15 protein-coding genes are annotated in these 20,918 nt (G+C 52.1%); 12 read left to right on the top strand and 3 right to left on the bottom strand.

All coding sequences use genetic code 11. The features are described from left to right. Window positions 1-3: 3 nt before the first annotated feature. The 5 genes from HRM2_RS00450 to HRM2_RS00430 are packed head-to-tail and all read left to right on the top strand — an operon-like array spanning window position 4 to window position 8,379. Window positions 4-645, top strand: a complete 642-nt coding sequence (locus tag HRM2_RS00450) for a ferric reductase-like transmembrane domain-containing protein (RefSeq protein ID WP_012662468.1) — start codon at window positions 4-6, stop codon at window positions 643-645. Continuing rightward, a complete protein-coding gene (locus HRM2_RS00445; protein ID WP_012662467.1) occupies window positions 646-2,406 on the top strand; it encodes an FAD-dependent oxidoreductase in 1,761 nt (586 codons plus the stop codon). 22 nt (window positions 2,407-2,428) lie between these two features. Next, window positions 2,429-3,880, top strand: coding sequence for an efflux transporter outer membrane subunit (locus tag HRM2_RS00440; RefSeq protein ID WP_012662466.1), 1,452 nt, complete (start codon window positions 2,429-2,431; stop codon window positions 3,878-3,880). A 45-nt stretch (window positions 3,881-3,925) separates the two neighbouring features. Next, on the top strand, window positions 3,926-5,224 hold the full coding sequence (locus tag HRM2_RS00435; protein ID WP_012662465.1) for an efflux RND transporter periplasmic adaptor subunit: 1,299 nt from the start codon (window positions 3,926-3,928) through the stop codon (window positions 5,222-5,224). Further along, window positions 5,221-8,379, top strand: coding sequence for an efflux RND transporter permease subunit (locus HRM2_RS00430; RefSeq protein ID WP_012662464.1), 3,159 nt, complete (start codon window positions 5,221-5,223; stop codon window positions 8,377-8,379). The genes HRM2_RS00435 and HRM2_RS00430 overlap by 4 nt, the downstream gene beginning before the upstream one ends. A 7-nt stretch (window positions 8,380-8,386) precedes the next feature. Here the strand turns inward: HRM2_RS00430 and HRM2_RS00425 are convergent, their stop codons facing one another. Next, the gene (locus tag HRM2_RS00425; RefSeq protein ID WP_049770373.1) at window positions 8,387-9,265 is read right to left on the bottom strand and encodes a TIGR03084 family metal-binding protein; all 879 of its coding nucleotides are present in this window, start codon (window positions 9,263-9,265) and stop codon (window positions 8,387-8,389) included. Between the two features lie 585 nt (window positions 9,266-9,850). Between HRM2_RS00425 and HRM2_RS00420 the strand changes: the two genes are divergently transcribed. From HRM2_RS00420 to hcp, 6 genes are all read left to right on the top strand, one after another. Beyond that, entirely contained in the window at window positions 9,851-10,375 is a 525-nt protein-coding gene (locus HRM2_RS00420) for a cytochrome c3 family protein (protein ID WP_012662462.1), read from the top strand. Window positions 10,376-10,416: 41 nt separating this feature from the next. Continuing rightward, window positions 10,417-11,814: a multiheme c-type cytochrome gene (locus HRM2_RS00415; RefSeq protein ID WP_012662461.1), complete on the top strand. Its 1,398-nt coding sequence runs from the start codon at window positions 10,417-10,419 to the stop codon at window positions 11,812-11,814. A 254-nt stretch (window positions 11,815-12,068) separates the two neighbouring features. After that, window positions 12,069-12,767, top strand: a complete 699-nt coding sequence (locus HRM2_RS00410) for a Crp/Fnr family transcriptional regulator (protein WP_012662460.1) — start codon at window positions 12,069-12,071, stop codon at window positions 12,765-12,767. Between the two features lie 373 nt (window positions 12,768-13,140). Then, on the top strand, window positions 13,141-13,362 hold the full coding sequence (locus HRM2_RS00400) for a DUF1858 domain-containing protein (RefSeq protein ID WP_049770372.1): 222 nt from the start codon (window positions 13,141-13,143) through the stop codon (window positions 13,360-13,362). Between the two features lie 36 nt (window positions 13,363-13,398). After that, the gene (locus tag HRM2_RS00395; protein ID WP_012662457.1) at window positions 13,399-14,577 is read left to right on the top strand and encodes an FprA family A-type flavoprotein; all 1,179 of its coding nucleotides are present in this window, start codon (window positions 13,399-13,401) and stop codon (window positions 14,575-14,577) included. Window positions 14,578-14,616: 39 nt separating this feature from the next. Beyond that, window positions 14,617-16,278 (top strand): hydroxylamine reductase, encoded by a 1,662-nt coding sequence (gene hcp / locus HRM2_RS00390; protein WP_012662456.1) that lies wholly within the window; start codon window positions 14,617-14,619, stop codon window positions 16,276-16,278. A 336-nt stretch (window positions 16,279-16,614) separates the two neighbouring features. On the opposite strand, the gene HRM2_RS00385 is transcribed toward hcp, so the two are convergent. Together HRM2_RS00385 and HRM2_RS00380 are read right to left on the bottom strand one after the other, a co-directional pair. After that, window positions 16,615-17,934: a (Fe-S)-binding protein gene (locus tag HRM2_RS00385; RefSeq protein WP_012662455.1), complete on the bottom strand. Its 1,320-nt coding sequence runs from the start codon at window positions 17,932-17,934 to the stop codon at window positions 16,615-16,617. 605 nt (window positions 17,935-18,539) lie between these two features. After that, window positions 18,540-19,187, bottom strand: coding sequence for a peroxiredoxin (locus HRM2_RS00380; protein ID WP_012662454.1), 648 nt, complete (start codon window positions 19,185-19,187; stop codon window positions 18,540-18,542). Between the two features lie 243 nt (window positions 19,188-19,430). Between HRM2_RS00380 and HRM2_RS00375 the strand changes: the two genes are divergently transcribed. Next, window positions 19,431-20,909, top strand: coding sequence for a sigma-54-dependent Fis family transcriptional regulator (locus HRM2_RS00375; protein WP_012662453.1), 1,479 nt, complete (start codon window positions 19,431-19,433; stop codon window positions 20,907-20,909). Window positions 20,910-20,918 lie beyond the last annotated feature (9 nt).

Genomic DNA, 20,918 nt, shown 5'->3' with positions numbered 1-20,918 from the left:
ACAATGAATGATGTGATTAAGAGCCCTTTTTTCAGGCAGACCATGCTGGCTTTTGCAGGCATGCCACTGCTGATCTGGGCCATGGGTAATTTTCCAGAGCAGACGCTTTTGAAGCAAGCCCTCTCCCTTATAACCATCCTGGCGGTTTTTCAGATGGTCGGGCAGTTTTTCTGGTCACGGACGAACCGGTACGCTGTCAAAGATCTCACCATGGGTAAATTGATGAAATATCATAAAATCATCGGGTATACCTTTGCCATTGCACTTCTCGTTCATCCTGTTTTCCTGGTTGTACCAAAATTTTTTGAAGCCGGGGTTGGCCCTGGTGAGGCATTCATCACAATTATTACCACCTTTACCAGTCTGGGAGTGGTGCTTGGCATCATTGCCTGGTCTCTTTTGGTGATACTTACCATCACCTCTTTTATACGCAATAAACTGCCAATGGGATATAAGACTTGGCGGGTTTTCCATGGGGTTCTGGCCATTTTGTTTACGGTTGCGGGCCTTGGGCACGCCATGGATCTTGGCCGCCATTCAAATCCTGCCATGTCAATCCTCATCATCGTTCTTTTCGTTGTCGGCGTTCTACCCGTTGTAAAGACGTACACATTGGAAATGATTAAGAAAACTGGAGAAATATAAATGTCTTCATCTCAAAATCCAAAGGAAATCTCCCGCCGCAATTTCATGACCCTTGCCGGCGGTGCCGCAGGGCTTGCGGCAATGGCTGCCATGGGGTTATCCCCATCCCGGGGAGAGTGCAGCGTCAATATCCCTGAAATTGATATGGATAAAATAGCGGTTACCGAAAACGAAACCGATGTGCTGGTGGTGGGCAGCGGAATCGCAGGACTTTTTGCCGCGGTCAAAGGCCATGATGCCGGTGCCAGGGTCTTGATGGTATCCAAGGGACGTCTCGGCTCATCCGGGATGACACCCTTTGCCAAGGGCATCTTTGCCTATGATGCTGCTAAAGAGAAATTGAGCATTGATGCCTTTGTGGAGAAGGTTTCCCGCTCTGCCCTGGGCACAAACAACCCTGTCTTCACCCGGCAGATGGCCGAGCACTCCCTGGCCCGGGTCAAGGATCTTAAACAATGGGGTTTTTTTGATTCCCCCCTCTATAACAACTCCTTCAGCAAACCCATACTGGAACGAAATATCCCGGTAATCGAAAGGGTCATGATCACCCATCTGATCAAGGAAAACGGCCGCATCGCCGGAGCTGCCGGCTTCAGCATTGATGAACCCACGGTGCACATTTTCAAGGCCAAAAGTGTGATCCTGTGTTCCGGTGCCGGCGGGTTTAAGCCCAATGGCTTTCCCATCTGCGACCTCACCCACGACGGAACGGTCATGGCCTATAATATCGGTGCCAGGGTAACCGGCAAGGAATGGAACGACGGGCATCCGGGTCAGGCGAAAAATGCTGCGGCCTGTTATGACGGGTGGCATGGCATGTTTGACAGAAAACCCGGGCTCACCGGTGTTGAAGTCCACCATGATCTGGGCGTTGACCTCAATTACCAGGCATACATGACTGGAAATCCAACAAAAATGGGACCTCCTGGGATGGACAAAGACAACACCGTAAAAGGCGGACCCTATGTTCCCGATGAATTTAAACGAAGCGGTCCCCCCCAGGGCGCAGGCCCGAAGGACGGTGGCCCCCCCAAGGGCGGTGGACCCCAAAAAGAGGGGGGAGCACCTCCGGGAATGATGGGAACACTCGTGGGCGGCTCTTCTGCAGGAATGTCTATTCATAAGTCCGAGGGGCTGGTCCCGATCAACGACAAAGGCGCATCAAACATTCCCGGGCTCTACGCCGCAGGAGATGCACTCGGGTCCTATATGGCAGGCGCCATCTATACCCAGGTGGGATCTTCACTGGCAGGTTCAGCCGTTCAGGGTGCCATTGCCTCCGAGGCTGCTGCTGCCTATAGTCAAGGGGTTGAGGGTCCCAAAATCTCCCAGGCCAGAATCAAGGCCATACAGGGAGAAATACTCGCACCCCTGAAAAGAAAGCAGGGGTACAGCCCGGCATGGGTGACCCAGACCCTCCAGGGAATCATGATTCCAAATTTCGTTCTCTACATAAAAAAAGAAAACCTGCTAAAGGCGGCACTGGCCTATGTCGAAGAATTGCGGGATCATCATATGCCCATGCTCCGGGCAGCGGATCTCCATGAATTGCGGCTGGCCCACGAAACCGCCAACATGATTGTCAGCGCTGAAATGAAGCTCAAGGCATCACTCATGCGCAAAGAGAGCCGCTGCAGCCATTTTCGACTGGATTATCCTGAAATGGACACTAAAAACTGGAATGCCTGGATCAATATTTACAAGGGCAGCAACGGAGAAATGAAGTTCGAGAAACAGCCCTTTAACAGCTGGCCGTCCTGATAAAAAGGCCAGGGGAGAAAAAATGACCATCCTGTGCAATCTTTCATGCAACGCCGCGCCACAGCCGTCAGCACGGCCGTGGATTAGGGCCCTGGTGCTTGTGGCTCTGGCTGCCCTGATCTCAAGCTGCAGTATCAAAAGCCAGGCGCCCAGAACGCCGGTGGAAATTCCGGCTCGGTTCTCCCAGTCCGGGCAGTCGACTTTGCCCGACCAGTGGTGGCTGTCCTTTGGGGATTCGGTGCTGAACAGCCTCATGGATCAAGCCCTGGCAAACAACTTCGACCTCAAGACCGCCTGGGATCGGCTCCGCCAGGCCGAAGCCCTGGCCCGCAGTGCCGGAGCAGATCTTGTTCCGACCCTTGATGTCGAGGCTGAAAACTCACGCAACCGTTATTACGAAGACGGCCAGACAACCGAAGGCCACAGCTATACCCTGGACCTTGCCGCCAGTTACGAAGTGGACCTGTGGGGCCGGATCCGGTCCAGCCGGGATGCTGCTGCATTTGAAGCCCAGGCCAGTGCCCAGGATCTCCAGGCCGCAGCCCTGACCCTTTCCGCACAGGTGGCCGGCACCTGGTACCAGCTGATCGAGCAGTACGGGCAACTGGAGATACTCAACGCCCAGATCACGAACAACGAAAAGGTGCTGGAACTGGTGACACTCCAGGTCCGAACAGGCCAGGTCGGCATTGCCGATATGTTGCAACAGCGTCAACTGGTGGAGTCCAACCAGGGCGAAAAAGCCCAGGTTCTGGCCGAGACCGGAGTTTTAGAGCACCAACTGGCAATCCTTCTCGGACAGCCTCCCCAGCAGAATGTGGCACCACGGGTGACGGCACTGATCGACCTGCCACCCATGCCGCAATCGGGCCTGCCGGCCCAGTTGATCGAGCGCCGACCGGATATCCGCAGCGCTTACTATAGTGTTCAGGCGGCCGACAGCGATCTGGGTGCGGCCATTGCCAACCGCTTTCCCCAGTTGACCCTTTCAGCTGACCTCAATACCACGGGTGTACATACCCGTGACCTGTTCAACAACTGGCTGGCAACCCTGGCCGCCAATCTGGTGACTCCCATTGTTGATGGGGGCCTGCGAAAGGCCGAGGTCGACCGAACCCGTGCCGCTGCCAGCCAGGCCCTGCATACTTACGGCCAGACCATTCTTGATGCCCTGAAAGAGGTGGAGGACGCCCTGGTACAGGAACAGCGCCGACGCGAATTCATCACCAGCATAGACAAGCAACTCACCCTGGCCGGGCAGGTCATCCAACGGGTACGGGACAGGTACCTCCAGGGAACCATGGATTACCAGCGGGTACTGGATGCACAGCTCTCCCAGCAGACGCTCCAGCGCAGCCTTTTGACAGCCAAACAGGCTCTGGTGCAGGATCGGATTGATCTTTGCCTGGCCCTGGGTTCAGGATGGGTGCTGGAACAGCCGGAACAAAATTTGTCCCATGCTTCAAAACAATAGACATTAACAACCTTGCACGTGACGAGAAAATAAAAGGTGAACCCCATGCTGTCGAAACAAAAAATTTCAACCCCCACTGACCAAGACATATCTGAATCTGTGAATGAAAACCGCCATCCGCGGCCCTGGAGTACCATAGTTCTTCGTGGCCTGCTGCCCCTGGCAGTCATCGCGGCAGGTGCAGGCGCTGCCCTCTGGCTGATGGAAACCGGCCCCCAGGCAAAACCGAGGCCCCAGACGCGGAACACAACGCTGGTGGAATACACAACCGTGAATTACGGCCCACAGCAGACAATAATCACCGGCATGGGCACGGTTACGGCAGCACGCACTGTGGAATTAAAACCACAGGTCACCGGTAACATCACCGAATTAAGCGGAAACCTGGTACCTGGTGGCCATTTTCGTCAGGGTGAGACCCTGCTGAAAATTGATCCCACAGACTACCGTTTAACCGTAAAACAATTAACCACGGATGTGTCCAGAGCCAAGTCTGACTTGCAGCTTGAGCAGGGCAACCAGCTGGTCTCCCAAAAAGAGTACAAACTGTTGAACGAGACGGTGAGCGATGTGGAAAAAGCGCTGATGCTGCGCCGTCCCCAGCTGGATAATCTGCGCGCCACCCTTGAAGCGGCCCAGACCCGCCTCGAACAAGCCCGGGTTGACCTTACACGTACCCAGATCAAAGCCCCGTTCAATTCGGTGGTATTGTCACGGGCCGTGGACATTGGTACCCGTGCCAGCGATTCCACGGTGCTTGCCACCCTGGTAGGTACCGATGACTGCTGGGTGGTGGTGTCCATACCTGTGAGCCATCTGCGCTGGATCAAAATACCCCATACCCATGGGGACCAGGGATCCCTGGTCCGGGTTTACGACTCGGCCGCCTGGGGCGACGGTGTTTTTCGCCAGGGCCGGGTGATTCGCCTGGAAGCCGGCCTGGAAGAGCAGGGGCGCATGGCACGGCTGCTGGTCCGGGTGGAAGATCCCCTGGGCTTGAAACCGGACAATACGGGCCAGCCCCGAATGCTCATGGGTCAATATGTTCGTGTGGAGATCCAAGGGCAGGGGATAGCATCGGCCGCGGCCATTGATCGCGAATTCATCCGCAACGGCAACAGCGTATGGATCATGGACAACGACGGGAATCTTTCAATCCGTCCTGTTGAAATTGCATTCCGGGGAGCCGATCAGCTGCTGATCACGGAGGGAATAACACCAGGGGAACAACTGATCATCTCAGACATTGCCGCCCCCGTTCCAGGGATGCCCTTGAAAACGGTGGACAACACCACCGGCCAGACGGCAACAAGGGAACCGGCCGGCCAGGGAGGCCAATCATGAGCGGCAATCCTGTATCAGAGGCACGCGGCCCCATCTCCTGGATGGTGCATAACCGGGTAACCCCCAACCTGCTCATGATTTTTTTTGTGCTGGGCGGACTGTTCATGACCACCCGTATCAAGCAGGAGGTCTTTCCCGAATTCGACCTGGACATGGTGACGGTCAGTGTCAGCTATTCCGGGGCAAGCCCCGAAGAGGTGGAGCAGGGGATCATCCTGGTGGTGGAAGAGGCCATCCGTTCCATCGACGGGGTTAAAGAGTTGACCGCAACCGCAACCGAGGGAAAAGGGACGGTGTCTGCCGAACTGGAAGAAGACGCCGACCAGCAGAAAATTTACCAGGAGATCAAACAGGAAATAGATCGGATCACTACCTTTCCCGAAGATGCCGATGAACCCGAAGTTTCACTTGTCACCCACCTTCGGGAGGTTCTTGACATCAACCTTTACGGAAATGTGACGGAAATGGCCCTGCGCGAGACCGCCGACCAGGTCCGGGACCGGTTACTGCAAAACGCCCAGATCACCCAGGTCGACCTGGCCGGAATCCGGGACTATGAAATCCTGGTGGAAGTTTCCCAGGAACGGTTGCGGGCCTACGGACTTACCCTGGCCGGAATCGCAACGACCATTAACAGCGCTTCCACCGAAATTCCCGGCGGCTCGGTGGATACGGCCGGCGGGGATATCCTGCTGCGGATAAAAGACCGCCGGGACTGGGCCCATGAGTTCGCCCGGATCCCCATTGTAACAACGGCCGAAGGCAGCGTGGTGTACCTCGAAGATATTGCCACCGTGCGCGAAGGTTTCGAAGAAACGGACCAGTTCGCCACCTACAACGGGCAGCGGGCCATCGGAGTTGACGTTTACAGGGTCGGGGATCAGACCCCCATTGGGGTGGCCGAAGCCGTACGCACGGCCATGGAAGAGATCGAACAGGACCTGCCCGCCGGCATCCACTGGCATATCAGCCGTGACCAATCCGAAGTATACCAGCAGCGCCTGGAACTGCTGATGAAAAATGCCTTCATGGGGTTGGCCCTGGTACTGGTCGTACTCGGGTTGTTCCTGGAGTTCAAGCTGGCCTTCTGGGTCACCATGGGGATTCCCACCGCCTTTCTCGGCAGCCTGCTTTTTCTGCCGGTTGTGGGGGTGTCCATCAACATGATCTCCATGTTTGCCTTTATCATTGCCCTGGGGATCGTGGTGGACGACGCCATTGTTGCCGGTGAAAATATCTACGAATACCAGCAGCAGGGCATGGGATTTTCCCAGGCTGCCGTTCTGGGCGCCCGGGATGTGGCTGTCCCCATCACCTTTTCCATTCTTACCAATGTCGTGGCTTTTTTGCCCCTTTCCTTTATTCCCGGGACCATGGGCAAGATCTGGAAGGTCGTCCCCCTGGTGGTGATCACGGTCTTTCTCATCTCCTGGGTGGAATCATTGCTGATCCTGCCGGGCCACCTTGCCCATATCAAGCGCCGGCCGGCCGGTCGTTTCACTTCCCGCCTGCACCGCTGGCAACAGGGATTTACGAATCAGGTGGCCCGGTTTATCAACCGGGTCTACGACCCTTTTCTATACCTGTGCATCCGTTGGCGGACCCTGACCGTGGCCCTCTGCCTGACGGTGCTGATCGTCCTGGTCAGCTATGCCCTCAGCGGCCGCATCGGCATCATTTTGATGCCCCGGGTCGAGTCGGACCACGCCGATGTAACCGCTGTCCTTCCCGTGGGCAGTCCCATGGAAAAGGTGGCAGCCGTTCAGGAAAAACTGTCCACGGCCATGAATACTGTGGCGAGTGAAAACGGCGGAGACCAGCTGCTCAAGGGGATTTTTTCCAAGATCGAAGAAAACCAGGTGGAGGTACGGGCCTACCTGACCGATGTCGGGGTGCGACCGTTGAACACCGGTGAAGTGACCCGGCTGTGGCGGGAAAAGCTGGGACCGGTGGTCGGCCTGGAATCGCTGCGCTTTGAATCTGATGGGGGCGGGCCCGGCTCCGGGGCGGCGTTGACCATTGAACTCTCCCATTCGGATATCCAGGTGCTTGACCAGGCCAGCGCTGCCCTGGCCGAAGGGCTGGGCGAATTTTCCAACGTCAAGGATATTGACGACGGCTACACACCGGGCAAACAGCAACTGGACTTTTCCATCAGGCCCGAAGGGCAGAGCCTGGGCCTGACATCCGCCGAGGTGGCCCGCCAGGTACGCAACGCCTTCTCCGGGGCTGAAGCCCTCAGCCAGCAGCGGGGCCGTAATGAGGTGACCGTCCGCGTTCGATTGCCAGAAAACGAGCGCACCAGCGAATACAATGTGGAACATCTGATGATCCAGACCCCGGCGGGAATCTTTGTACCGCTGGCTGAAATCGCCACGGTTGAAAGGGGGCGGGCCTACACCAGCATCAGCCGCCGGGACGCCCGGCGCACGGTGACGGTCAGCGCCGACGTGGAACCCATGGGAGAAACCGGCCAGGTTCAGGCCGCCCTGAACAGCACCCTCCTGCCTGAACTGGCCCGTGAGTATCCCGGTCTCTCCTATGGCTACCAGGGGCGGCAGGCCGACATGAAAGAGAGCATGCAGAGCCTGATCGGCGGCTTTGTCCTGTCCATGATGGCCATTTACTTTCTGCTGGCGATTCCCTTTCGCAGTTACACTCAGCCCCTGATTGTCATGGTCGCTATTCCCTTCGGCATTGTCGGGGCAATACTCGGCCATCTGCTGATGGGGTATAACTTAAGCCTGATGAGCATGATGGGAATCGTGGCCCTGGCCGGGGTGGTGGTCAATGATTCGCTGGTACTCATTGATTACGCCAACCGGCAACGGCATGAAGGTCTGGGGGCTATGGACGCAATCCACATCGCCGGACTGCGCCGTTTCCGGCCCATTATCCTGACCACCCTGACCACATTCGGAGGTCTGGCACCCATGATCTTTGAAACCTCACGCCAGGCCCGGTTCATGATTCCCATGGCCCTGTCACTGGGTTTCGGTATTCTTTTCTCCACGGTGATTACCCTGGTTCTGGTGCCCTGTCTGTATCTGCTCATCGAAGACGTTCACCAATTGCTGGGGCAAGGAGACAAACATTTATCTGCCCATGGCACAGACATGGCGGATAAACAGGATGCCCTGACACCTGCTGAATGAGCGCTTGTTATTCAGGCGACTGGTTATAATCAATGGTCCGGATACCCGGCCCGGGCGGTTCCTGGGAAATACCGGCAAAGGCCTGGGCAATGGAAAGCCATTGCCCGGCATGCTCCCCCTGGAAGTTCAGTCGGGTGTCGGCCACATTGCGCCTCTGGGTAACCACCAGGCAGAATTCCGCTGCATCTCCCCAGACCCGGTTTTCCCCATGGGGTTCTCCCCATTCCCAGCGTTCGCCCAATGGCCCGGACAGCTCAACCCGCGGCCTCACCTCCGGGGCGATCAGCCCCCGTATCCTGAAGCTCCATGCAAACGTGGTCACCCCCAGGTGGGCCACATGCTTGAGGCTGGCACCATTGATCCGTCTGATCCGAAAGGTGTCAAAAATATCCTGCCCATGGGCCCAGGTTTCCATCAGCCGGGCCGTGGCAAAGGAGCGCGCCGTCATATCCGGACCATACCAGGACAGGCGGTCCCCAGGGGTCATCACCTGCAGTCGGCCCAGCAGTCGGGTACGGGTATCACGCCAGCGGGCCAATAGCCGGTCTGGATCGTCCAGGCCCAGGAAAAGGTTCAACTGCTCCGGCCAATGAACTTCTGAACGGATGATGTCCATGATCCTTTGTGCACGCTCCCGGAAACGAATCGGTTCCTCAATGGCCATAAGGGCCTCATGGTCAAACAGGGCAATATGGGCCACCTGGTCCATGACGGTCCAGTGATCAAACGGCGTTTCCAGGCGCCACCGGTCCGGATCCAGTAAGGAGACCAGGTCATCCATCTCCTGATAAAGAGCTTTAAGGTCTGAGCATACGGTTTCCATCATACTTTCCTTTCTGGTTTCCCTGTCATACCTGTCTTGTCTGCCGGGTGTCAATATTTTCATATAACCCACATGTCCTAGCGGACACAACGAAGCATGAAACTCGACAGTAGTAGGCCGGTGGGAACGGGTGTTGCCCTGAACGGGTTAAATGGCAACGGTGGACACGAGGTATGGCTCCGGCCTCAACGAATTTTGAAACACCTTCATTGACAATGCTTTGGCGAGTGTTTCATATAAACCCCGCCGTGCTTCGCCCATGGCGGTCTATTCAATGGTCACTTCAGTTTCAGATCCGCACCTTGTCCAGGGGCAATATACGGCAAAGTCCAGAGATAAATCAGATATTTTAAAAATGGATAAACCATGCCCTCGGACCAGAATTTTTATAACTTGAATGAAATTACTTGCCTTTTAGGCCGGATTTTGAAAGGTTTAAGTGAATCAGGAGCAGATAAAAATCAATAAAAATATGTGTGCCGGTTTGAGTACAGTAAATTCTCTAAAGCCGCCATCTGAAAATGAACTTTTCAATGGATTACTTGAAAATTTTATGCTAACCAATCCCCATATCCTAGGAAAACCGAACTGTAAGATTAATTATATTTTAATATTATAACGTTTGCCAAAAGAAAAAATAGGCATTATATGAAAAAATATTTTAAAGCAATTTTACTTGTCGCGGTGGGTTTTGTTATTGCATTTCCCGTGTTCCTCATGACAAATTTTGCCATGCTCAAAACCTCCACCCCTGAATTTTGCTCAAGCTGCCACGAAATTCAGCCAGCTTATCACGAGTGGAAAACTTCCAGCCATGCAAACAACAGACGTGGGGTTGTTGCCGTCTGCATGGATTGCCATCTTCCGCCACCTGAAAAAACCATCAAGTTTCTCTATGGCAAAACCTACCATGGGCTTAAGGATGTTGTGGGGCATTTCCTTGGCGATGAGTATGACCGCTTAGAAAACAGAAAGGCCGCATCCCTCAGCATGGATAACAACAATTGCCTGGGCTGTCATCAGAATCTTCTCTATATCTCCAATCGGAGGGGGGGCATGCTGGCCCACAGGTCAGTCCTGTATCCAAGGGCGGGATATGAAAAAAGATGCACCGAATGCCACGAAAATCTTGTGCACAACAGGGCAGAATTTTATCAGTATAAAACCTTTTAAAGGAAAATTGATATAATCATGAAAAAAAGGGGACACGAAACATGAAAAAAACTGTACTGCTTGCATTACTTGGCTGCAGCATAATGACGGTGTCGATGTTATGGCTTGCTGAAGACAACGCCTTTGCTGAAGATCTCCTGAAAGAAAAAGAGTTCAGAATTGAAAGAAGCATGCCCAAGGAAGCCATGGCCTGTATCCAGTGCCATAAGCAGGAAAACCCGGGATTGTTTGCCGATTGGGCCCACAGCCGCCATGCCAGCGCCAATATCACCTGCTACGACTGCCACAAGGCGGACGAGCGGGACCCGGACGTGAGTCAGGAACATTACAAACAATACGAACGCTCTGACAGGGGTGTATATGGAACCAAAGAGTACCGGGCACCAGTGGCTGCAGCCGTAACGCCCAAAGACTGCTCCCGCTGCCATCCGGATGAGGTAAAGCAGTACAGTCTGAGTAAACACGCCAACACCCTGGATCTCATCTGGAAAATTGATCCATGGCTGAATTCCGGCATGAACAGCGAGGTTGAAAGAAATTCCGGCTGCTACTACTGCCACGGCACTGTTCTGGCAATGAAGGATGGAAAAATCGACCCCAATACATGGCCCAATACCGGTGTTGGACGTATCAACATGGACGGAAGCAAGGGAAGCTGCACCAGCTGCCACACCCGACATCGATTTTCAGTTATGGAAGCCAGAAAGCCTGAAGCCTGCGGTCAGTGCCATCTGGGTCCGGACCATCCCCAGATCGAGATCTACACCGAGTCCAAGCATGGCGATATCTACGCCTCCTTTGGCGATGAGTTCAATTTTAATGCCGCCCCTGGAACCTGGACCCCGGGTGTCGACTACCGCGCCCCCACCTGCGCCGCCTGCCATATGTCAGGTTCAGGAACGGTCATGACAACCCACGATACAACGGAAAGACTCTCCTGGGAACTCCAGGCCCCCCTTACCGTTCGCCCCGCAGATTTTGCCGCATTCCCGGCCAACAACAACTGGGAGGTGGAGCGCAACAAGATGAAGGCTGTCTGTCTCCAGTGCCACGGCAACAAATGGGTGGATGACCACTACACCAAACTCGACAATGTGGTTCAGGAGTACAACGATGTTTACTATACACCTGCAAAGAAAATGTTAGATACCCTCTACGAAAAGGATCTTATCACAAAGGAGAGGTATTTTGATGAGGATCCCGAACTTGAGTTCTACGAACTGTGGCACTATCCAGGACGCCGGGCAAGGATGGGAACTGCAATGATGGCACCGGATTATGCATGGTGGCACGGGTTCTATGAATGCAAGGCCATATACAACAAATTTATGGAAAACAGCAACGAGCTGATCAAACACAATAAAAAAGCGTACAAGCACACGGATTATCCCAATGCAACGGGAGCCCGGAAACAGGGTCCGGTGACCCAGCCCAAGTAGTTAATTGTTGAAAACAGACAAATCCCGTCCACTTTTGTGGGCGGGATTTCTGACTTTCATGGTCCCTCTATACGACCATTCTTTGGTCTTGAGCATCTTTTAATAGGCTTGGTGGACCACCTGGTCACCCCTCCCCGGTGTGGTCGATCTTGTAATCAAGCCCAAAGTTTTTTTGTAACATTCCCTGTTTTGCTGTAGTGTGAGTCGATCAGCCGAACTAACTTGTAATTTTTTTTGGGGCCGAGAAATTCTCCATGGATACGAGTTTAAATATACTTGAAAAATTAGATCAATCAGAGATTTTTAAAGGTCTGACCGATAAAGCGTATGCAGATGTGCTGGCGAGTGGGCGAAGGTTAATCTTACAACCCAAAACCATTCTGTTTCAGCAAGGGAATTCGGCTGTAAATGTCGTTCTGGTGAACCGGGGCCGTTTAAAACTGACCAAACTCAATGAACAGGGCAGGGAAGTCATCCTTCGCTATATTGGTGCAGGAGAATTGACGGCCGCTGTCGCTGTCATTAAAAACTGGAACTACCCGGTCACTGCAGAGGCAATAGAAGAAACCGAGGCGGTCCTCTGGGATAAACCTGCAATGATGCAGATGATGCAAGGCTATCCAGAGATTACGATCAATCTGTTAAACATCATTCTGGAGCGTATTGATGATATACAAAACCGTTACCTTGAGGTTTGCACCGAACATGTGGATCAACGGATTGCTCGATCATTATTAAGAATCATGCGGCGGACAGGTTCCAAGACCAATGCAGGGATTCAAATTGATATTCCCTTAAGCCGCCAGAATATTGCCGATTACTCAGGGACAACCTTATATACAGTAAGCCGTACACTCAGTGCCTGGGAAAAAAAAGGCTGGGTCAAGTCCGGACGAGAAAAAATCATCATCACCAATCCCCATTCCCTGGTAAAATTTTCAGAAACCGGATGATTTTTTTTTGTTTAAGGCCCATGATCGGAATAAAATCTTCCAAAACATAGCATAGGATTTTAAGTCGTATTCAAGGCGCGTTAATGGGAGCATATTGAAATATGTGCCCATTAAGGCAACGAAGAAGACGGCTTAAAAGACACGCCATGTGGGAGGTTTTATTTTGATCATGGGCCTAACATAGCCCTGCTATTTATAGTCAATTTTTCACCTTTTTAAAAAAATTTCCTTGTTTGTGCCGGCGCAAAGACAAATCGTTTCAACAAGGCTACTCTCGTTTTCAATCGTATCAAACAAAGAGATTTTGAACCCTTTGGTTTCAACGCCGATTGAAAATCGGTATTGATTCAAATACTGGTAAAAGGAAATAATTTTGGAATCATTTTCCATCAAGGACATCACTGTCAAGGAGCTGATCGAACGGTATCCGAAGCTTGTTAAATTATTCATGGACCTGGGACTGCTCTGCATCGGATGCCCGGCAGAGGCCTTTCACACAGTGGAAGATATAGCAAAAGAGTATGGGTGTGATTTGAATACATTGGTTCATGAAATCAACAGGTTCATTCAGGATGAGGATGCCGTAATCAATTAAAATTTTTTTGACCATAACCATAAACAGGAGGGCCAGATGAAAGCACGAAAAATTAAAGAGGGTATTTACTGGATGGGATCGGTGGACTGGGACAGCCGTTTATTCGACGCCCTGGTTCCCCTTCCGGACGGAACCAGCTATAACGCCTATCTCATTGAAGGAAGTGAAAAAACGGCATTGATCGATACGGTGGATCCACCCATGGCCCAGGAGTTCATGGCACAGCTTGAGGGTATTGAAAAAATCGATTACATTATCTCAAGCCATGCGGAACAGGACCATTCCGGAACCATTATGCAGGTTCTTGCAAAATACCCAAAAGCAAAACTCATATCCACTCCCAAGGCCAAAGGGTTGCTCATGGACCATTTGAACATCCCGGAAGATTTTTTTATTTCCATAGCCGACGGGGAGACCCTTTCCCTGGGCAATAAAACCCTGAAATTCATCTATACCCCCTGGGTTCACTGGCCCGAGACCATGGTCACTTACCTGGAAGAAGACAAGATTTTGTTCAGCTGCGATTTTTTCGGTTCCCATATTGCTTCAAGCGAGCTTTTTGTTACGGATAAGGGACGGGTCTATGAGGCAGCCAAGCGTTATTTTGCCGAGATCATGATGCCATTCAGAAACATCATCAAGAAAAATCTGGAAAAACTTGCGCCCTACGAAATTGAAATGATCGCACCGGGCCATGGACAAATATTTCCCGAACCCGCCTTTATACTGGATGCCTATGATGAATGGACATTGGGAGCCCCGCGCAACACCGTGGTTATTCCCTATGTGTCCATGCACGAAAGCACCCGACTTATGGTGGAACATCTTGTGGCAGCCCTGGTGGACAAGGGGGTCCGGGTAGAGCAGTTCAACCTGGCCGTAACCGATATCGGCAAACTGGCCATGGCCCTGGTGGATGCAGCCACAATTGTTGTGGGAACCCCCACCATCCTGGCCGGTCCCCATCCCTATGCCGCCTATGCTGCATTTCTGGCAAACGCCCTGCGGCCCAATACCAAGTTTCTTTCCGTTGTCGGCTCCTATGGCTGGGGAGGCAAAACCGTGGAAACCCTTGCCGGAATGATTCCCAACCTTAAGGTAGAGATCGTGCCTCCAGTCCTATGCAAAGGCAAACCCACACAAGAGGTATTTAAGGCACTGGACGATCTGGCCGTTGCCATCGCAGAAAAACACAAGGAACAAGGCTTCAAATAGCCAAAAATACACGCCCTAACCCCCAAAAAGGAATTTATTATGTTTTGTTTTCAATGTCAGGAAACCGCCAAAAACAAGGGCTGCACCATAAAAGGTGTTTGCGGCAAACCCGAAGAAACCGCCAACCTCCAGGACCTGTTGATTTTTGTACTCAAAGGGATCTCCGTCTACGGGGAAAAATTGAAAGAACTGGGCGCCGCCGACCGGTCCAACGATGATTTTGTGGCACAGAGCCTGTTTGCCACCATTACTAACGCCAATTGGGACGATGCCAGGTTTGAGGCCATGGTCATGGATGGTCTTGCACGTAAAGACCAGATCCGGTCCAAATTTCTGGCCGCTTACAAAGAAAAAAACAATCAGGATTTTCATGATGCACTGCCGGAAGCTGCCACCTGGACCGGTGATCTGTCGGATTTTGCCGAAAAAGCCAAAACTGTTGGAGTGCTGGCCACGGAAAACGAAGATGTCCGGTCCCTTCGTGAGCTTTTGATCATCGGTTTGAAAGGGGTGGCTGCCTACGCCGACCATGCCGCGATCCTGGGATGCCAGAAAGATGAGATCAACGATTTTTTCATGGAAGCCCTGGCTTCCACCACCAGGGACCTGGGTGTGGATGAGATGATTGCCATGGTCATGAAAGCCGGGGAAACCTCGGTCAACACCATGGCCCTGCTGGACCAGGCCAATACCACGGCCTACGGCAACCCGGAAATCACCGAAGTGAACATCGGCGTGGGCAAGAACCCGGGAATCCTGATCACAGGCCATGATTTAAAGGATATGGAAGAACTGCTCAAGCAGACCGAAGGCACAGGGATTGATGTCTATACCCACGGCGAAATGCTGCCGGCCAACTACTATCCGGCCTTTAAAAAATACGATCATTTTGTGGGCAACTACGGCGGTTCCTGGTGGAAACAGAATACGGAATTTGAATCCTTTAACGGCCCCATCCTGCTGACCACCAACTGCCTGGTACCCCTGAAAAAAACCAACACCTACCTGGACCGGCTCTTTACCACCGGTGTTGTGGGCTATGAAAATGCCGTGCATATTGCAGACAGGCCTGAAGGGGGCACCAAGGATTTTTCAGCCCTGATTGAAAAAGCCAAAACCTGTGCCCCACCTGTAGAGATTGAGACCGGCACCATTGTAGGCGGATTTGCCCATAACCAGGTCCTGGCCCTGGCCGACAAGGTCGTGGATGCGGTGAAATCCGGCGCCATTAAACGCTTCGTTGTCATGGCCGGCTGCGATGGCCGTCAAAAAGACCGCAACTACTATACACAAGTAGCAGAAAACCTGCCCAAGGACACGGTGATCCTCACGGCCGGGTGCGCCAAGTACAGATACAACAAACTGAACCTTGGCGACATTGGCGGCATTCCCCGGGTACTTGATGCCGGCCAGTGCAACGATTCATACTCCCTGGCCGTGATTGCCCTGAAGCTCAAGGAGGTCTTTGGCCTGGATGACATCAACGATTTGCCCATCTCCTATGATATCGCCTGGTATGAGCAAAAAGCCGTGGCCGTACTCCTGGCCCTGCTCTTTCTGGGTGTCAAGGGCATTCGTCTGGGGCCAACCCTGCCGGCTTTTCTTTCTCCGGCCGTGGTCAAGGTTCTGGTTGAAAAATTTAATATCAAGCCCATTGGTACGGTTGAAGAAGACATAGCTGCAATGATGTCGGGTAATTAATTTTAAAAAACCTACACTTTCTCAGTGCAGCCGTTCAAGATAACTTTGATCGGCTGCACTGCTCAACAAGAACGTTTTTTAACGTTATATCAACCCATTTCATTCTTTGTCGACAAACAAAAATAGCCCGTTCCAGATTTTGGTCTAAAAAAGACAATTAAAACCGGCAAAGAGTCTTTAACTGCAGGCTTTTATGTTTCTTTTTTTGCAAGGGCAAACCATTTGGATTGCCCTTTTAATCATATTTTTAACCTGGACAAGCCAGAATCAAAGAGGCTTTCCGATTTTCTTGCCGAAAAAAACATGAAAATCGGAAATCAGAAACGAAGATTATGCTTACATGGCGGTCTCAGGATGGAAGACATTGACTTCCTTTAGATCATCACCAAGATACTCCCGCTCATTGGGACCAAGAACACCCAATGAGAGGCAAATAAGTGTCCAGAGGTGAACCACGGGGTAGTTTCCACCGTAATGTTCACTCAATTCATGGATTTGGGCATGACAGTTATGGCACGCGGCAATGCAGTAATCGGCTTTGGTTGCCTTGATCTGCTGATCTTTGATTCTTCCGTATTCAAGGCGCTCATTCTTGAAACCGGACTGGAGAAAACCGCCCCCGCCTCCACAGCAGAAATTATTGGATTTGTTGGGGGTCATATCGATGAAGTTCTCTTCTCCGACAACGGATTTAACCACAAACCGCAAATCATCGGCAATGGGATCTCCCCAGGATTTTCTGACAATCTGACAGGGATCCTGTGCTGTAAATTTGATCTTGAGATCTTTGTTCCAGTCGGAGTTGACCTTCAGTTTCCCCTCACGAATCCACTTAGCATAATATTGGTAGAGGCTTGCAACCTGGAAATCATGTTTGATGTTGAATTTTTCCAATCCTGCTCGAAATGCGTAGGTGGCGTGCCCGCACTCGGTGTTGAGGAACGTTTTGCACCCCACATCGTGGGCAGCATCGGTGCTTTGCTGTACGAGATGTTCCCACGCTTCGTCATCGGTGAGAAACATGCAATAGTTCTCACCGCCCCAGCCTTTGCTGGTATAAGTCCAATTGGCACCAGCCAAGTGCAGAATTTTCCACAGGGGTACCATCTCATCGGGTTCTGTCACAGGTTCTCTGGAGTTTTGGTTCAATACAAACTCAGCCCCTTCTTTGTCCATGGGGGCTTCCATTTCGGCAAACTCCGGTTGGGATTCTCGGTACTCTTCCAGCACGTCATCCACAACAAACACGAAATCGTCCATTGGGGTTCCCATGGCGCTTCCGGATTCATTGGCGAGGGCAGCGTCGCAGGATCCCAAAATTCCTTTGGGGCGGGTCTCTCTCGGCCAAGATTGTCTGGCATAGTAAACGAGCTGGGGAATGTTGATCTCCATGGGGCAGACATGAATACAGCGTTGGCACATGGTACACATCCATACCCAGTTGCTGCTTAAGATCTCTTCATCCATACCTAAAGCGGCCATTCTCAAAAATTTCCTAGGATCCATTCCTTCGAGGCCCGTTGCCGGACATCCTGAAGAGCAGGCACCGCAGGTCAAACAGGCATTAAGATTTCCGCCAGCCGGCAGAAGGTTCTTCACCTTGTCTTTGAAAACGCTTTTGTGCTTATTTCCAATTTTAATTGCTGGCTCACCCATGCTGGAGAACTCCTTAGCGTTGAGGTTTAGAAATTGAACCTATTGGAAGCGACCCCCATCGTTCAGACAGCGTCTTTATTTTAGAAGGCCTTCGCATTCCAGATAGATGCTCGTTATTTAAATTTTGTATTTCAATGGGCTACAAAATTTAATTTCATGCTTAAAAGTTAACCCGCAATATCATGTATTATAAGCATTAAGTCAATACTTATTGGTTAACGCTTAAAAGTTTTTTTCTATTACCCTCATTCACTTATTCTTTAGTAAAACATTGAATTTATTCACATCAAAAAGATAGGGTCAAGAAAATACTTGTTAATTTTATCTTAAATTTCAACACATTGCACAAATAAGCGAAAATGATTTTGTTGGTATGGAACACTCACTAAAGCATTGTCAATGAAGGTGTTTCAAAATTCGTTGAGGCCGGAGCCATACCCCACTCCGGCTGTGCCGGTTTTACTTCAATCACCAGCCAAAGTGTGGGAACTCCATGACGCCCATGGATCTGGAGATTGCAAGGAATTAATAGGAAGATTGCCAAAAAAGGCGGGACCAAAGACTATCTTCGGCCCCGCCCGGGGTATACCAGAAGGGTTTGGGCTTTATTTTAGATCCCGGTAGCAGAACCACCAGTCATAGCAATCATACTGGCCGGGACGTTTTTTGGCCTCTGCCTGGTCCTGGGCCGGGGGAATGATCACCTTGTCGCCGATGAGTTCATTTTCCGGCCAGCCGGCAGGTATGGCCACCCCGTCTTTATCGCTCTGGATCAGGGCTTTAACGGCCCGGACGATTTCATCCATGTTCCGGCCGATCTCCTGGGGATAATAGAGCATCAGGCGCACCCGGCTTTCCGGATCCACCACAAAGACTGCCCGGACCGTATTGGCCCCCTTGCCGGGATGGAGCATGCCCAGCTTGTCAGCAATGGCGTCATTGGCCGCTACAATGGGGAAGGTGATCTCAACATCCAGCTTTTCTTCAATCCACTCCACCCATTTGATATGGCTGAACACCTGATCAACGGACATGCCGATGAGTTTTACCCCCATGTCTTCAAAGGCCTTGATCCGCTTTTGAAAGGCCACAAATTCCGTGGTGCACACCGGCGTGAAATCCGCAGGATGGCTGAAGAGCACAAACCATTGCCCCTTTAAATCCTGGGGGAAGTTCATGGGGCCGTGGGTGGTTGCAGCTGAAAATTCGGGGAAGGTATCGCCCAGCATGGGCATGGTGTTGGATTTTTCCATTTTTAATCTCCTTGTTTGGTGTTGGTTGTGGTGTTACCAGTTCATGTTTTTGTTCTGCCTACATCTTGTGGTGATCTTAAAGCAATCTTAGTGCCAATATAAATTCTATTTTATATATAGTTGTTTTTTAAGGAATAATTTCATATCTGTTCAGAAGTAGGTTTTTCAGAAGTTGACATTAAACGAAATATCGGTTATGTGCCAATGATATATCGGTGAAAACGACATTTCGTTAGGAGACTTATGAATCCCCCCATCTCAACCCTGACATGCGAAAAAACCATGGATATCGTTTTAACGGCTATCCGGGAACTCATTGAATATGAACTCGCCGTTGTCCTAAGCTGCGAGGGCAGGAGCAGGCTCAGGGTCCTCAAGGCAGCGGGACCAGCGGCAACCAAAATCCTTGAAGGCTATACCTTCTCCCTGGAGGACCGAAAGGACATTGCCGCCATTGTACAGGAGGGGAAACCCTATCTGTTTGACGAGGCCGAACCCCATGTGGACACTTACGCCGGGGTGGTTGATTTTCCGGCGGATCATTCCTGCATGGTCACCCCCCTTTACCTGGATGACACTCTTCAGGGGGTGCTCACCCTGGACCATCATTCCTGTAACCGGTTTACCCCCCAGAATGTCCGCCTGGTGGGGACCTTGTCCAAGTTGATCTCCCTGGCCATTGCCCAGTCCAACGATAAGGAGGCCCTTGAAAAAGAACACCTGGCCATTCTCCAGGAGAGAAATTTTCTGCTTGAGCGCAACGCCGGGGCCTTAAGCGAACTCATCGGCAATTCGGTAAGCTGGAATCGGGTGAAGGATGCAGCTGCAATGGTGGCCGCCTCCCAGACCCCTGTATTGATTCAGGGGGAAACCGGAACGGGAAAGGAGGTTGTGGCCCGGGCCGTTCACAGGCTCTCTGACCGCAAGGGCGGTCCGTTTATCCCGGTGAACTGCTCTGCCATTTCTGCCGGCGTGGCGGAGAGTGAGCTTTTCGGCCATGAGAAAGGCGGGTTTACCGGTGCGGTTTCGTCCAGAAAGGGGCGCTTTGAACTGGCCGATGGGGGGACCCTCTTCCTGGATGAAATCGGGGATCTTCCCCTGGAAATCCAGCCCAAGCTTCTCCGGGCCCTCCAGGAAAAGAAGCTGGAACGGATTGGCGGTGAATCCACCATCAGTGTGGATGTCCGGATCATTGCCGCAAGCCACGTGGACCTATACACCGCCGTCCGGGAAAATCGCTTCAGGGAAGACCTGTACTATCGGCTGAACGTTTTTCCCATACGGCTGCCGCCCCTGCGAGAGCGGGGCAGCGACATCCTGATTCTGGCCGAATATTTCACCGGGCAGATCCGGGCCAGGGCCGGCCATAAAGACCTGGCCCTGGCTCCTGAAAGTGTTGACATCCTTCTTCAAGCTGACTGGCCCGGCAATGTCCGCCAACTGCAGAATACCCTGGAGCGGGCTGCCATCCTCAGCCGGGGCGGAGTCATCCGGGCTGAGCATATTGTGGCGGACGAAACCCCAGAGGATAGTTTTTGCCTGCCCGGGGCAGACCTGGATGCGACAGCGCTTTTGCGCTTTGATGTCATGGTGAAAGCCTATTTGCAAAAGGTTCTGACCAGAACCGGGGGGAAGGTATATGGTAAAGGTGGTGCAGCTGAGATTCTTGACCTAAAACCCACCACCCTTCACAGCAAGTTGAAAAAATACGGTATCCGGTAAAAAATACCC

Origin of the sequence: Desulforapulum autotrophicum HRM2 (assembly GCF_000020365.1) — a bacterium.
GTDB classification, from domain to species: domain Bacteria; phylum Desulfobacterota; class Desulfobacteria; order Desulfobacterales; family Desulfobacteraceae; genus Desulforapulum; species Desulforapulum autotrophicum.
This window is presented reverse-complemented; position numbering and strand designations above follow the sequence as displayed.

Coding starts and splice junctions, on each gene's coding strand:
- HRM2_RS00450 (WP_012662468.1), top strand. CDS start 4: ATGAATGATGTGATTAAGAGCCCTTTTTTCAGGCAGACCATGCTGGCT.
- HRM2_RS00445 (WP_012662467.1), top strand. CDS start 646: ATGTCTTCATCTCAAAATCCAAAGGAAATCTCCCGCCGCAATTTCATG.
- HRM2_RS00440 (WP_012662466.1), top strand. CDS start 2,429: ATGACCATCCTGTGCAATCTTTCATGCAACGCCGCGCCACAGCCGTCA.
- HRM2_RS00435 (WP_012662465.1), top strand. CDS start 3,926: ATGCTGTCGAAACAAAAAATTTCAACCCCCACTGACCAAGACATATCT.
- HRM2_RS00430 (WP_012662464.1), top strand. CDS start 5,221: ATGAGCGGCAATCCTGTATCAGAGGCACGCGGCCCCATCTCCTGGATG.
- HRM2_RS00425 (WP_049770373.1), bottom strand. CDS start 9,265: ATGAAAATATTGACACCCGGCAGACAAGACAGGTATGACAGGGAAACC.
- HRM2_RS00420 (WP_012662462.1), top strand. CDS start 9,851: ATGAAAAAATATTTTAAAGCAATTTTACTTGTCGCGGTGGGTTTTGTT.
- HRM2_RS00415 (WP_012662461.1), top strand. CDS start 10,417: ATGAAAAAAACTGTACTGCTTGCATTACTTGGCTGCAGCATAATGACG.
- HRM2_RS00410 (WP_012662460.1), top strand. CDS start 12,069: ATGGATACGAGTTTAAATATACTTGAAAAATTAGATCAATCAGAGATT.
- HRM2_RS00395 (WP_012662457.1), top strand. CDS start 13,399: ATGAAAGCACGAAAAATTAAAGAGGGTATTTACTGGATGGGATCGGTG.
- hcp (WP_012662456.1), top strand. CDS start 14,617: ATGTTTTGTTTTCAATGTCAGGAAACCGCCAAAAACAAGGGCTGCACC.
- HRM2_RS00385 (WP_012662455.1), bottom strand. CDS start 17,934: ATGGGTGAGCCAGCAATTAAAATTGGAAATAAGCACAAAAGCGTTTTC.
- HRM2_RS00380 (WP_012662454.1), bottom strand. CDS start 19,187: ATGGAAAAATCCAACACCATGCCCATGCTGGGCGATACCTTCCCCGAA.
- HRM2_RS00375 (WP_012662453.1), top strand. CDS start 19,431: ATGAATCCCCCCATCTCAACCCTGACATGCGAAAAAACCATGGATATC.